This is a genomic window from Kitasatospora sp. NPDC051164 (genome assembly GCF_044455625.1).
Classification (GTDB): Bacteria; Actinomycetota; Actinomycetes; order Streptomycetales; family Streptomycetaceae; genus Kitasatospora.
The window spans coordinates 1-14,197 of the sequence record NZ_JBITFB010000050.1; the positions used below are offsets into that span (position 1 = coordinate 1).

Below are 14,197 nucleotides of genomic sequence, written 5' to 3' on the forward strand. Positions count from 1 at the left end.
GAACATCACCCTAGCCCCGACTGGCACGCCAGTACGGCTGACGTTCACACGAACGAGCGATCACGAACCGAGAGAAAAGGGACTTAACGTCCTCTGAGTCCCACTGGTCGCAGTACTCGATGTGGATCTCGCGCGCGTCGCCGAGAATGCCGTCGTTGGAGTGGAGCTCTGTGCAGAAGTACGGGTAGCTGGGATGAACGGGGACGTAGCTGGGACCGTTTCGCGCGACGTTGAGGAAGTGCCGGGCGGTTTCCCTGAACACCTTCGCGCTGCCGGTCATGAACAGGGTCTCGGCGTGGAGATGCTGGTGGAACAGGTCCCGGTTCTCCCGGTAGTGCCGTGCCTCGTGGTCAATCACGGCGTCGCCTGTATGTCCCGGATCGGGCAGCGTCACGGTCTGCGGACGACCCGGGCCGAGTCGCCCGCGCACCTCCTTCCATCGTGAAGGCGCGAACTGGAGCGAGTGATGCAGCAGTACGAGATCAAGCTGACGCATGCCGTCTTCCGGCAGCTCGCGGGAGGGGGCTTGGTTGCCTCGCATCGGCAGGTGGACCAGTGAGCGCGGTGAAGAGGCAGCGAGCGTCCATAGACCGCCGATTCGCCGCGCGGCGTCTTGATCGAGATGGGCGTCCAGGTGTCGATCGTGGTCGGCGAGCACGGCGTGGATCAATGGCTGGGCTGGTCGGATGACTTTGAACTCCACGGCGCCGAGCCGTGCTTGGTGGATGGTGATGGGTAGCTTCATCGGTTCTCCGGGAGACGGCGGCTGACGTCGGCGGCGTAGGCGGCCCAGTCGCCGGCGGATGCCTTCTGCCACTGGACAGCGACTTGGATGTGGATGCCGAGCATGCGGGCCAGGATCGCGGCCGGGACCTCCTCGGCGAGGGCGAACAGGGCCGTTGACCGGGCCTGGCCAGGTTGGATCCCCACGCTGATCAGCCGTTTGCCGAGACGAGCGGCGCTGATGTGCTGGCCTGGGCGTTGGCCGGGAAACAGCCAGGGCGTCTGATCGGTGTGTCCGATCACTGTGAAGGGGTGTCGCGTGGCGATCAGGTCGAGGACCAGTGCGGCGAGCGGTTCGGGCAGGACCGTCGGGGCGGTCCCCAGCCGGATCGCAACCCGGCCGTTCGCCTCGCTGACCTGGTCGACGGTGAGGGCGCTGATCGTGCTGAGTCGTTGGGCATAGAAGAGCAGGAGGAGTCCGGCGACCCGGTCGGCGGTGGTCAGCGTTGCGTCGTGGAGGAGTCTGCGGGCGTCGTCCCAGCGGCCTTCGGAATCGTGAGGGCCGACCGGGCCCTGCCAACGCTCGGCGCCGAAGGTCAGCCCCTTTGCCAGCCGGTTCTTGGTCGCCCAGCGGATGAAGTGGCCGGTCTGGTCCCGGTAGCTGAGGTCCTCGCGTGATTTCCACTGGTCCAGGTCGAGCTGGGTGCAGGTGGTGAGGGTCAGACTTCTGCTGGTCAGCCAGTCCAGGAAGTTGACGGCGGCGGTGATGTGGCTGCGGACGTTGGCCGTCTGCAGGTGGGTGGCATGGCCGGCGCCGACGCGTTGCCGCAGGCGTCGGAGGTGGTGCCAGACCGCGTAGCGGTGAAGCATCGCCCGTTCGTCGTGGTCGCCACGAGATGCGACGATCCGGGCAGTCCAGCGCTCGAGTTTGACGAGCCGCTCGTCGCGGTCAGGCAGCATGCCTCCGGCGACGAGGACGGCCCGCAGATGGTCGAGGGTCTTGCCCGCCGCGAGCTCGTCGAGGACGTCATGGGTCACCGCGCGCTGGTCGGCTGCAATCTCCTTCAGCAGCCCGGTGACGACCGGCCGCGACAGCCAGGCGACTGCGGTGACCTGCCGGTCGATTCCGATCAACGCGGCATGCAGAGGGGCCAGTTCATGGCGAACGGACCCGTCGGGGCCGGCGAACACCTCGTCGGCGCGTTGCGCGAGAGTGCAGCGATGGCACGGCCGGTGCGCGCTCGTCTGCCAGGTGGTTTTGCAGACCGGGCATCGCTCCCAGAAATCCGGATCGGGATTGAGGCACTTCGCGCACAACGGCGCCTTGCGTGTACCGCCGCGGATCGAGGCGATGGTGTGGCAACCGCTGCAACGGGCCCACCATGATTGGCACCGGTCGCACCACGGTTCGCCGGTCGCGGCGGAGATCTCGCAGAGTGTCGATCGCCCGCAGATCCCGCACGTCGCGGCGGTGCGAGGCCGGCAATGATCGCACCACGGGCCGTCCGGGGTGCGGGCCGCGACGCGACGTCGCCGCCCGCAGCCACGACAGTCTTCGAGGTTGATCGGATCGCTGCTGAGGCAGTTCGGACACAGCGGGCGGCCCTCGGCATCGCGGGTCGCCGGTTCACGGACCGCTCCGCACCCGGCGCAGGGCACCGCCCGGTGGTGCGCGAAGCAGGTCCGGCAGATCCGCTGCCCGTCCAGCAGCTTCGACAGTGCCACGGTCCGACCGCAGCGCGGGCACGACGGTCGCGCGATGTTGCTGGCGCCCGCCGCGAGGAGTTCGTCGATGAAGCGCAGGACCGCCGGGGTGGGGGCGTCGCTGCCCGCGCCGGTCAGCAGCGAGGGCTGGTTCACGATCGCCCAGGCCAGCCGACGTTGCCCGGCCGGGCGGACCGTTGCCCGACACAGTGCAGCCCTGACGTCGGCCGGGTCGAGGTCCGGGGAGATCACGGTGACGGCTTCCGCCAGCAGCACCATCGGGTCGCCCTGGTCGTCGGGGCATTGATCGCAGCGAGGCTGTCCGTGACGGTCGCGGGTGCTGACTCGCCGCTGGTCTCCGCAGGCGGCGCAGGTTTGGGCCGTATCGCGGCAGGGCGAGCAGAGCAGGTACCCACGCCGGCTGATCATGTAGGTCAATGTTCGCCCGCATTCACCGCACCGTGGGGCGGCTATCGACGTTGCGCCGACGGCCCGCAGCCCTCGCAGGAGTTGTCCGACCGACCACGCGACCGGCGGCCCGCCGGTCGTCAGCACCTGCGGGCAGTCTGAGAGGAGCTGGGCCAGTCGGCGGCGTTTCGCGCGGCCGCCGGCGACATCCACGACGACCTCGTGGATCCTGGCGACATCCAGACCGGGTTCGACCTTTGAGACCAGCCGCACGATCAGGCCGACCGGGTCCACCAGGGCCTCGTCGATGGTCTCGGTCACCGGTCCACCGGGGCGATCCGAGCACGCTTGGGCCGCAGATCACCGATGCTCTCGGCGGCTGTCCCTCCAGCGGCGGCCTTCTTCGGCCTCTGGGCGGCGCCGGCTGGGGCGACGGGTTCGATGAGGTCGTCCATCGTGCAGTCCAGGATGTCCAGCAGGGCCATAAGGATCTTCAGGCTGAGGCGCTCGGGGCGCTCGACGACGAGGCGGTAGACCTGGCTGGAGGACAGGTTGATGCCGCGCTGGGCCAGTGGCGGCAGGAGGTCGGTGGTGGAGAACATGCCGCGGTCCGCCATCAGGTGACGCAGGTGCCAGCGGTAGTCGAGCTTGGCGGCCATCATCGGTCCTTCCCGGTCGGCGCCTCGTCGAACGCCGGGTTGAGTGCGTTGCTCAGAGCAGTGTTCATGAAGTCGTCGCTGACGTGGGTGTATACGGCGGTGGAGCTGTCGCACTCGTGGCCTACTTGCTGCTGGATAAAACGCCTATCTATACCGTTTTCGGTCAAATGTGTGACATATGAATGTCTGAGGGAATGGGGGACCAGAGTTTTGGGGAGTTTCAGGGCGTCGCGGTAGGCGACGAACCGGGCGTTGATCTCCGAGGGCTTGACCCGGCCGCCGCGTTCGGTCACCCATAGCGCCGGGTGGTCCTCGCAGCCGAAGCGCGGGCGGACGTTCTCCACGTAGTCCCGGGCGGCGTCCACCGCCCAGTCCATCACCGACAGCACGTTCCGACGCCGCGGCGGCTGCCCTCTTTTCGCCTTGCCGTAACGCACGTTGAGCGTGCCGTACCGGCCGAACTGACGCGCCTTCGGATTGCGGCCGAAGTCGACCACGTCCAGCTTCGAGGTCTCCGTGCGCCGCAGGCCCCAGCCGTAGACGACCTTGAACAGGGTGGCGTCCCGGTAAGCGGCCAAGGCCCCCTTGCGCTTGGACCGCACCGCCCGGTCAACCTGGTCGTCGGCGTAGTCGAGGAACCGCTGCAGCTCGTCGCGGGTGAACGGCCGGGCCTCGGGGTCGCCCTCGTAGTCGTTGAGGTGGGCGATGGTGTTCCACTCGTGGCAAATCGCCACCGGGTGCGTGCCGAACGCGTCCTCGCAGGCGGTCGCCCAGCCGTAGCGGCCGTCGATCAGGAACTCGGTGAACTGCCGCACGTCGCCTTGATAGCTGCGGATCGTGGACGGCGCAAGGTGCCTCTCACCCGTCAGCGAGGCCGACCATTCGTCCATGTGGCCGGGCAGCCACTGCCACGGGTACTCGTTGGTGAACTCGTGGAAGCGCCGGATCAGACGCTCACGGCCGGCGATCGTGTCCTCCTTCAGGCCGCGGGACAGCTGCTGGGCCCGCCATCCGCGCAGCATCGCCTCAACCATCGCGTCCTCCGGACGCAGCTGGATCACTCCGGAGACCAGCTCCAGTTGAGCCGCACCGGCCAGGGCCGCCGTTCGCTGTTGCGCCACGCAGACCATCCCTTCTAGAGGGCAGATCCTGCATCAGATGGGATGAGCGTGGCAAACCGCCTGATCAGACGGCTAGTTCGTAGTAGCCTTCGAGAGCGTCAGGGCGTCTCTGTGAGCTGGCGACCTGCGACTTCTCGCCCGTCTGATGCAATTCCCGAGGGTTAATGTAGTGCTCGGCCATCCGCTCGGAGACGTGGCCGAGGTAGCGACGGACGTGGGTCAGGCTCGCGCCGGCCCGCAGAAGGCTGGTGGCCAGACTGTGCCGGGCCTGATGGGGGACCCACCGGCCGATGTCGAGTTCGTCGATCCACGGCTTGAAGCCTTTGTGGAACCAGTTGTAGGACAGCGGAGTGCGTCCGTTGCGGTTGCGCTGGTTGGTCGGGAACAGTGCCATCTGAGCCCGTTCCTCGGCGGTGGGCGGCCGGTTGTTTCGGGTCTCGAACAGGGCGAGGGTCTTGAGCTGGCGGTCCTGCAGGAGGTGGTGGACCCGTTCGGGGATCCGCAGGGCCTGGTCGTAGTTGCCGACCTTGGTCTGGTCGTGCCAAAGCATGGGGAGTCCGCCGTAGCGGCCGAGGCAGTCCAGGCGGAGTTTGAGAACCTCGCTGCAGCGGCGGCCGGTGACGATGATCGTCTCCCAGGCGTCCCGCAGGCCACGATCGAAGGGATCGTAGGTTTCCGCGAGCTTGCCCAGGTTGTTCTCCGCGGCGAGCGCGCGGGCGACCTCGTCGGCGAACGGCGGCCGAGCACGGCTGATCATCCGTCCCGGGGCGGGCATGGCGGCGATGAAGGCCCGGTCCAGGCCAAGGCGTTCGGCCTCGCCCGATTCCAGGGCCCCGCGCAGGAGCCGCCGGGTTCGGTGGAAGACGCGCTGCCGGGTGTTGGCGGTCACGATCGACGGCTTGCCGTGGAGTCCCCTGGCCGCGAGCGAGACGAGACCGTCCCGTTCGCGTTGCCGCTGGTCGGCGACGAACTGGTGCATGTGCTCGGCCGTCAAGGCCCGTGGGTTGTGGCCCTGCGCGGGAGCGTGGAGTTCAAGGAAGGTGCTCAGCTCCAGACCGGCTCGGCGCATGTCGTCGAAGGTGCCTCCGCTGCGGGGGCAGCTGGGAGAACGCAGGATCGCGACCAGGTGGTCCCAGGTCAGGTCGCGCAGCCATTGCTGGGAGACGCCGGTGAGGTCGATGCGGATCGCGCGGCCGGTGAGCTTGCGGCCGAAGTGCTCGGTGAGGATGCAGCCGAGCTCGCGCGTCTCCTCCGGCGTCACGTAGAGAGGGTGCAAGGCGCCCGCGATGGCCTGGGCGATGTAGACACCCTCGCGGGTGACCGCCTTGCGCTGGTCCGCGTCGTCCCAGCCCACGTCGGTCAAGGAACGCAGACCGTGCGCGCGTGCGTAGTTCACGAGCCGCTGCAGTGGCGGCAACTCCCATCGGCCGTAGGGTCGTTGAGTGTGCCAGAACATGCCCCACTGGATCTCGGCTCGCAGCAGCGGGTGCAGTCCCCGGAGATTGACCTGCGCGGGCCGCAGCACGGCTGCGGCCGTCGTGCACCACCGACGGAAGGCCGACTCGTCCACGTACTCGACCGGAGTGGGCCGGCCGGTGCGTTCATAGCGATTGCCCCACTGACTGGGCAGCACCGCCCCTCCGGGGCGGTGCTGATTGCGGTAGCTCCGGTCATGGCGGAAGCACAGCCCCAGCGGTGAGTCGGCCAGGTCGGGGCAGACCTGGACCAGGCAGTTTCCGTAGCCGGGGGCCGCTTGCTGGTCGGCGAGCCAGCAGTCGAAGTCGGCGTCGGCGCCATGGCGGTCACGGTGGTGATACCACCGAAACTGATGGTGGTGGCAGAGGTCCAGGGTCAGGTGCCGGGCGGGCCGGTCGGGGCAGATCTGGCAGGGGCGTTCTTCCACCTCCTGGCCGGGGCCGGCGGGTGGTGCGGTGCGCAGGAACTCGGCTCGTGATGCTCCGGCGTCACGCTGCCGACGCCAGAGCATCTCGTGGGCCGAGCACAGGTCGCCGTGGCCCATCGTGGTCCGTTCGCAGTCCGTGACCAGGCAGTTCCAGCGGTAGACGGGGTGATCAGGCGGGATCGTGATGAGGTCCGGGCGGAACAGCGGGTCGAAGGACGGCGCGTTGATCAGCGCCGTGAGGACCTCCAGGCGGTCCCGGCCCGTGCGGGGGTCCTGCCGCGGCAGCAGCGACGTGATGGTCACCGGGCCTCACCCCAGACCGCGCGCAGGGCCGCGTCGAAGGTGGAGTCGTGGACGTCGACGTGCCCGTAGACCTCGTCGACCGTGGTGGCCGAGGCCCAGCCGCCGGCGTCCCGGGCGATCAGCAGGTTGCCGTCGGCGGCGTCGAGAACCGCAGAGGTGAACGTGTGACGGAAGGCATGGGGCTTCACCAGCCCCAGGCCGGCACGTTTTCCGGCCCGGCCGAGCATCCGGCGGGCCCCGACCGGCGCCCAGGGCTGCCCGGCATCGGCGCCGCGCAGCTGGACCAGGAGCATGCCGTGCCCGGCGCCGCGCGGGTACTCGGTCGTCATGTACTCGAAGTAGGCGTGCACCATCGCGGGGCTGACCCTCTTGATCAGCCCGCCGGTCACCGTGCCGTGCTCAACCCGCCAGGGGTGCTTGGTCTTGGCCTCGGCCCGGTTCGGGTTGCTCGGGCGGTGGCAGACGTGCAGGTGAGGGCTGCGGCACTCGCCGCAGGCCGCGTTCTCCCGCAGGTGCAGGTCGACCAGGTGCAGCCCGCAGAGCTCGCCGATGCGGAGCCCGCCGTCGGCGAGCCATGTAACCACCAGTCGGTCCCGGGCGGCGTTCACGACCTCCAGCAGACTCTCCCGGGCACCGTCGGGGAGCATCTTCGGGTGCCGACGGTGCGGGCCCTTCGGAGTGAGCGGGTTCGCCGGCATCGCCGACTTCACGTGACCGAGGAACGAGCGACGACGGTCCACCCGCGACGGAAGTCGGGTGCTGTCCAGCTTCTCGCCGAGCTCGACGCCGACACCGAGCGAGGCTTGGTGCAGGTAGAAGCCCTTCAGACAGGATGCCGCGGCCGACAGCGCGGACCGGCCATAGGGACGCTTGCCGACTCGCCACGGTTCGCCGAGCGGCATGCGGACCTCGGCGCCGACGATGCCCATGTACCGTTCCAGGTCCCGCAGCTGGACCGTGTCGAAGGCCAGGCACTCACGCTCCAGCCATCGCAGGTGATCCACCAGCAGATACGCATACGTTCTCTGCGTCCCCGAGCCGTCATGGACGCGCAGGAACCGGTCCGCCTCGGTGTGTTCCGCGCCCTCGGGCCACACGATCGTCCACGATCGCCGCCCGTCCTTCCGCTCGATCTGCTGGACCCTCAAGTCCCCGATCACCACGTGCCGTACCACTCGTCCTCCGTACCGACTCCGGAACATGACAGACGTCCCGGTCCCGGTCGGTAAACGAGCCCATCACGTCCATGTCACAGGCCCAGACGGACATCACGGGCAGCACAACTCGCGGTCGGTAAATGCGGCGACGATCCACTCGTCCAGGAGCTCCTGGAGCTCCAGCAACGACCAGAGCCGCTCGCGTTCCGGGTGGCGGCCGCGGTGGTCCGCGCTGCGACCCAGGTGCCCGGGCAGGAACTGAACGAACAGCGTCGCGATCGAGGCCAGCATCTTCTCGATGTGGCCCTTCTCGAAGCCGGAAGCCTTGCGCGCGGGCTGAAAGTCGATCTCCAGGAACCGGCAGGACGACTTGAGTTTGCGGGAGATGAACGCCTTCCCGTGGTCGCAGACGATCATCTCCGGGACGATCACCGGGCGGGCCGCAGCGTGTTCCAGGCGCTCATCCAGGCTCAACAGTCGGCGGTGCGGCAGCACCGAACGCGACATCCGCAGGGCATCCGCCCAGCCCGGCCGCATCAGCTCCGGGGTGACGGTGCGGGCCAGCAGCACGCTCGCGTCAACTGCCTTCGTGGTCGGCCGCAGCACCCCGCCGCGGTGAGGGTGCGCGTCGCCCCGTCGATCATCGCCGTCAGCTCGACCCGCCCCGGGACACCGTCGGTGTCGGCCAGCGCGGTCGGCAACCTGCGACGGTAAGATCGGCGCCTCCGGCGGCGCGGGCGGCGCAGCCGGGAGCCCAGGCTCCCCGGCAAGCCCCGGCTCCGGCGGCGCAGCGACCTCGGGCGACTGCCAGGTGGAGTACGACGAAGCCGCCCGCACCACCACCGGCAACCCCGGAAGACCGGGCCCCGCCGGCGCCCCGGCCGACCCGGCGCGAACGGATCCGGCAACAACGGCCGCGAGCCGGCGGGCGACGGCGCTGGCGCGACCTCCGGCACCGGAGGCGCCGGAGGCTCATCTCCCACCGCCTCGGTCCCCGCCGCCGTCAGCGCGGACCTGCCCAACGGCGCGGCCACCGGCGGCAACGGCGCGGCCGCAGGAACCGGAGGCGCCGGCGGCCTTCCGGCACGAACTCCCCCGGCGTGAGACCGACGGCCCGGGGGCAAGGGCCGGGGACGGCTGGCGGGTACCCAGGGTACCCGCGCCGCCGGACGTTCGACCTGGCCGTGGCGGTCAGTCCACGCGGCGCAGCCAGCCGGCCGCGATGTGACCGATGAGCAGGTAGGCGAGCGCCGGGATGCCGTAGTTCAGCAGGGTACGCAGCCAGTCCTGCGAGGGGGTGAAGAGGTCGCGTGCCCAGGTGGACAGCCAGTCGGCGGCCTCGTGGACGGCGTGGGCCAGGTCGTTGGACGGGTTGGCGCCCAGGAGGGAAAGGGCGATCCAGAGCCCCAGGACGCCCGCGAGGACGTCGGCGACGAGCATGACTGCGCGGGCCGCGCCCGCTCCTCGGTATCTGCCGCTCATGTCCGCCGTATAGCCCGCATCGGCCACGACAAACCGATTGAACGCCAACTCGACTCCCCCGGAAGTGACTTGATGGCCGCCTGGCCGCATGGCCCACGGCCCGCCGACCGGGGCGGCGGCCGTACTCCCAGGAGGTCTCCCCGGGGGCCGTTGCCGCAGTCGGTGCAGGCCAGGGTCCGCGTCGGCTCGCGGCGGGCTTGGCAGGCCTTCTTCGCCCGGGCCTTCTGCCGCCGGTCGTAGGCGGCACGGTTGTCCGGGTTGTCCAGCACCTCGATGAGGCAGTACCGTCCCCCGCCAGGTCGATGACGCACCCTGCTCCGCGGTCGCCAGCGGCACCGGCCAGGACGGCCCGGGCTCCTCCACGCTCTCCTGACGACCGCCTCCTGCCCGGGCGGGGCATCGGCGACGGGCTGGTACGGCGCCTGCGCCGCCGCGGCGCAGGGGCCGCCGGGCACCACCGCCAGGAGAAGGCCGGCCCCGGCAACAGCACGCCCCCGCCCACGCCCCGACGGACCCGCCTGACCCGTGGTCAACCGCCCGGGACGATGTACGCAGAACAGACCGCATTGGTCGGGCAGGGAAAGGGCGAGGCCTGCTTGCCAGGTGAGGTCGGAACGGTCGGCGGCCCTGCGGGCTGTGAATCATCGGTCGTGCCTCCGAGAAGGACAGTCACGGCACACCCGCCGACCACCAGCACCGCCCAAGCAGTCACAGCACCGCGTTGCCATCGCTTCACGTCGTCCCCCTCGCCTGCACCGTGGCAGCGGCCACTGTATCCAGCGCGGGCATGGCGGGACAGGACGGCCAAGCCAGGCGCAGCGGGACCGGCCCGGACGGCCGACCAGAACGACGGCCAGGGCCCAGCAGCGGGCGGGCGGGCACCGGGGGAGGCGGGGAGCCGCCGAGGCCGGCGGCCCGGACGGCGGACCGGCGCCAGGGCCACAATCACCAACAGGTCACACACGGCGGCCCCTCGCCGGGTAGAGCTTCGTGTGCAGCACGCGGTCCTCCCACCACGGATCGTCTGGAGTGGAGACCAGCGCGGCCACCAGCTCGCGCTTGGTCGGGACCGGCAGCATCAGTGGGCCCAAGTCCTTTGCGGCGCGGGGCCTGTACGCACTCGGGGCACTCCAGCCGGTCCGGCCGCGCCTTCTCCCGCAGCTCCAGCTCCGAGCCCTCCTTCCCGCCGATCGAGCCCCGGCACGTCCAGCACGGGCGCAGCGCGGCGTTGGCCGTGCGGGCGGCCTCCAGCTGTTCTTCGGCCTCTCGTTCCAGGCGTTCCTCGCGGTCCTGGTGGCAGGTCCAGCAGCGGCCACCCGGGCGGCGGGTCCACTCGACCTGTCCCTGGGGGCCGTACTCCCAGGTGCTCTCCTCCTCGGGAACGTCGCCGCAGTCGATGCAGACCAGGGAGTCCATCAGCTCCTGGTGGGCCGGGTGCTCCTCGTCCTCGCGGGCGGCCTGGCGCAGGTCGTAGGCGGCCCGGTTGTTCGGGTTCTCCAGCGCCTCGAGGAGGGAGTGCCGGCCCGAGCGGCCGAAGCGCCACCACACCGGCCCGAGCAGCCCGCGGGCGGCCAGCAGCTCCCGCGTGGTCGCGACGACGGGCACCGAGTCGTCGTACTCACGCCAGCCGTCGTCGTGGTCGCGGACCTCCCTGCACCACCGGCCGCGCCACGTCTGCGCCGACAGGTCCACGACGGCCTGCTGCCGGTTGGCCAACGCGACAGGTCCGGCACCGGTGACGACCAGCGCGACGGGCGGGTGTCGCGGTCGGGGTCGTAGCGCTCATCCGGCGCATTCCCGGGTACGAAGGGCTCGGAGACAGCTTCCGGTCCCGGTATCCGTCCAGCTCAGAGCGCATGTCATGATTTCGGGGTGGCTCCCGTGACCGGCTCTCAGTACTTTCCGCCCACCGAACGCGTCGCTCTCGCTGAGCTGTTCGCCACCGCGCGAGCGGGGCAGGGTGGGGCGGCAGTCGTTCGCGGCGAGGCCGGTATCGGGAAGACCACCTTGCTGTGCCATGCCACCGAAGGGCTGGAGGGCGTGCGGTTGTTGTGGGTGAATGGGGCCGAGTTCGAAGCGGAGTTCGCCTACGCGGCGGTGCACCAGCTCACCCGCTCGTTGCACGATCGCATCGAGCGGCTGCCCTGCGCACACCGGGAGGACCTGGCTGTGGCCATGGGACTGCGGGACGGTGGCACACCGAGCCGCTTCACCGTCGGCCTCGGCTTGCTTGGCCTGCTGGCCGACGCCGCCGCCGAGGCGCCGGTGCTCTGCGTCGTGGACGACGCGCAGTGGCTGGACCGGGCGTCGGCGCAGGTATTGGCGTTCGTGGCCCGGCGGATCGCGGACGAGTCGGTGGCGATCGTGTTCGGAGTCCGTGAGCCGCACGCCGTCGCGGAACTCGAAGGGCTGACGTCGCTGACGCTGTCCAGGTTGCCTGACCAGGCGGCCCGGGCCCTGCTGTCCACCAGCCTCCTGGGCCCGTTGGACGAGCGGGTCCGCGAACGGATCCTCGCGGAGGCACGCGGAAATCCGCTCGCCCTGCTGGAACTGCCGCGCCGGCTCGGGCCCGCCGGTATGGCCGGAGGGTTCGGCCTGCCCGCTCCGGTCTCGCCGGCCAGCCGCATCGAGCGTAGCTACCAGGAGCGGGTCTCCCGACTCTCCGAAGGCGCACGCACGCTGCTCCTCGTCGCGGCCGCGGAGCCAACAGGGGATCCGGGCCTGTTGTGGCGGGCCGCCGACGTGCTGGACGTGCCGCCGGAGGCCGGAACCGAGGCCGAAGCCACGGACCTGATCGCGTTGGGCGGGCAGTCCCGGTTCCGGCACCCCCTGGTGCGCTCGGCGGTGTACACGTCCGCGTCAGCGGCCGAGCGCCGCCGCGTCCACGCGGCACTCGCCGATGTCACCGATCCGCTGACGGCGCCCGACCGACGTTCGTGGCACCGGGCACAGGCCGCCCCCCGTCCCGACGAGGACGTCGCGGCCGACCTCCTGCGCTGCGCGCAACGCGCCCGGAGCAGGGGCGGTGCCGCAGCCGAGGCCGCCTTCCTGGAACAGGCAGCGGCCCTCACGGACGATCCGTGCCTGCGGGCCGGCCGTAGCCTCGCCGCGGCCCGGGCCGCGCTGGAGGCCGGCTCCTTCGAGACTGCGATCACGCTGGTCGAAGCGGCCGAGAACGGCGCGATCGACGGCGCCGGCCGGGTGGAGGCCGAACTCCTGCGCGGCCGGGCGGCATTCTTCCGGGACGGCGCGGCCGACGCGGTCGGCCATCTCATCAAGGCCGCCGGTCTCGATCCCGACCGGGCCCGGCTCCACCTGCTGGACGCCCTGCAGGCGGGGCTCGTCGTCGGCCGCGCCTCCGCAGCCGCACGCGACGCACTCGAGGCGGCCCGGCGGGCCCCTGTCGCGGCGGGGGACCGCACCACGGCCGACGAACTGCTGGACGCGCTCGTCGCCTACCTCGACGGCGACCTGGCAGCGGTCCCGAGGCTGCTGGAACTGCTGTCGAACGTCACCGATCCGTTCTGGACCGGGCGCTTGTCCCTCGCTGCACTGCTGGCCATCGAACTGTGGGACGTCGCCCTGGAGGACAGGATCGCCACCCGCGCCGTTGACGCCGCACGTGCCGGCGGAACGCTGATGACGCTCCCGGTCGGGCTCTGGATACAGGCCATGGCAGCCGTCCAACGCGGTGACCTGCTCTCCGCCTCCGCCCTGAACAGCGAGGCCGACGCGATAGCCGAGGTGACAGGAGTCCCGCGTCACTGGTACGGCCGCCTGTTCGCCGCCGCGCTGCGCGGAGGAGCCGCCGAGGCGCAACCGCTGATCGCCCGGGTCCTGGCCGAGTCCCACGCGCGGCACAAGGGCATGCTGACCGCGACCGCCCACGCGGCGGCGGCCGTCTACGCCAACGGAACCGCCGACCACCGCGCGGCACTGGCATCGGCCCGGCTTGCCCTGACAGACGGTGACTTCGGGGTCTCCAGCCTCGCACTGCCCGAACTCGTCGAAGCGGCACTGCGCTGCGGCGAGGACGACGCCGCCCGCGAGGCGTTCGCCCGGCTGTCGGACCACGCCCGCGCCGCAGGCACCGACTGGGCGCTCGGCGTGCGGGCCCACCTCGCCGCTCTGCTGTCTGACGACCCCGGGCCGCTCCACGCCGAGGCGGTGGCACGGTTGGACGCCGCCGACCTGCGGCTGTGGCACGGCCGGGCCCTGCTCCACCAAGGGGCGTGGCTGCGCCGGGACGGCCGTCGACGGGAGGCGCGTGAGGTTCTGCGCGCGGCCCACGAGCTGTTCACCTCGATGGGGGCGGAGGGGTTCGCCGAACGGGCCGGGGCCGAGCTGGTCGCCGCCGGTGAACAGGCCAGGTCCGCCGCGCTCGGGGTGATGGAGCTGCTGACCGGTCAGGAGCTCAACATCGCCAGGCTGGTGGCGACCGGTGCGACCTCCCGCGAGGTGGCCGACCGCCTCTTCCTCAGCCCCCGGACCATCGACGCCCATCTGCGGAGCGTCTTCAAGAAGCTCGACATCACCTCCCGCCGCCAGCTCGCCGCCGTCCTCGGCCAGGCGACGTAGGGCGCTCGTCCAACCGACCATGTGCGTGGGGGGCGGGAGGGGACCGGTCCCCCGGTACCCACCCAGGGGGACGCCCTCCGGCGCCCGGGGCGCGGACTGTTCCGCGGGTGCCTCGAAGACCGGGTTCGGCGCCCCGCTTCCCGGGCGGGCGGCGGGAAA

General features: G+C 70.8%; 9 protein-coding genes and 1 pseudogene. 1 reads left to right on the forward strand and 9 read right to left on the reverse strand.

Annotated elements, in window-relative coordinates; genetic code table 11:
* Positions 1 to 10 precede the first annotated feature (10 nt).
* From ACIBEC_RS43095 to ACIBEC_RS43135, 9 genes and pseudogenes are all read right to left on the reverse strand, one after another.
* On the reverse strand, positions 11 to 745 hold the full coding sequence (locus ACIBEC_RS43095) for a hypothetical protein (protein WP_360507807.1): 735 nt from the start codon (positions 743 to 745) through the stop codon (positions 11 to 13).
* A complete protein-coding gene (locus ACIBEC_RS43100; protein ID WP_360507810.1) occupies positions 742 to 3,156 on the reverse strand; it encodes a site-specific integrase in 2,415 nt (804 codons plus the stop codon). The genes ACIBEC_RS43095 and ACIBEC_RS43100 overlap by 4 nt, the downstream gene beginning before the upstream one ends.
* Positions 3,153 to 3,494, reverse strand: coding sequence for a helix-turn-helix transcriptional regulator (locus ACIBEC_RS43105; protein WP_360507895.1), 342 nt, complete (start codon positions 3,492 to 3,494; stop codon positions 3,153 to 3,155). Before ACIBEC_RS43105 ends, ACIBEC_RS43100 begins: the two co-directional genes overlap by 4 nt.
* Positions 3,494 to 4,615 carry a tyrosine-type recombinase/integrase gene (locus ACIBEC_RS43110; protein WP_360507813.1) on the reverse strand — a complete coding sequence of 374 codons (1,122 nt, stop codon included), beginning with the start codon at positions 4,613 to 4,615 and terminating at the stop codon, positions 3,494 to 3,496. The genes ACIBEC_RS43105 and ACIBEC_RS43110 overlap by 1 nt, the downstream gene beginning before the upstream one ends.
* 64 nt (positions 4,616 to 4,679) lie before the next feature.
* Positions 4,680 to 6,821, reverse strand: a complete 2,142-nt coding sequence (locus ACIBEC_RS43115) for a tyrosine-type recombinase/integrase (protein WP_396290408.1) — start codon at positions 6,819 to 6,821, stop codon at positions 4,680 to 4,682.
* Complete coding sequence (locus ACIBEC_RS43120; protein WP_360507819.1) at positions 6,818 to 7,996, reverse strand: tyrosine-type recombinase/integrase; 1,179 nt, start codon at positions 7,994 to 7,996, stop codon at positions 6,818 to 6,820. Before ACIBEC_RS43120 ends, ACIBEC_RS43115 begins: the two co-directional genes overlap by 4 nt.
* Positions 7,997 to 8,107: 111 nt before the next feature.
* Positions 8,108 to 8,655 (reverse strand): annotated as a pseudogene (locus tag ACIBEC_RS43125) (integrase); the annotation flags it as partial.
* Positions 8,656 to 9,169: 514 nt separating this feature from the next.
* Positions 9,170 to 9,460: a hypothetical protein gene (locus ACIBEC_RS43130; RefSeq protein WP_188309939.1), complete on the reverse strand. Its 291-nt coding sequence runs from the start codon at positions 9,458 to 9,460 to the stop codon at positions 9,170 to 9,172.
* 945 nt (positions 9,461 to 10,405) lie between these two features.
* Entirely contained in the window at positions 10,406 to 11,176 is a 771-nt protein-coding gene (locus ACIBEC_RS43135) for a hypothetical protein (RefSeq protein WP_360507822.1), read from the reverse strand.
* 165 nt (positions 11,177 to 11,341) lie between these two features.
* On the opposite strand from ACIBEC_RS43135, the gene ACIBEC_RS43140 reads away from it, so the two are divergent.
* Complete coding sequence (locus ACIBEC_RS43140) at positions 11,342 to 14,038, forward strand: LuxR family transcriptional regulator (RefSeq protein WP_360507825.1); 2,697 nt, start codon at positions 11,342 to 11,344, stop codon at positions 14,036 to 14,038.
* Positions 14,039 to 14,197 lie beyond the last annotated feature (159 nt).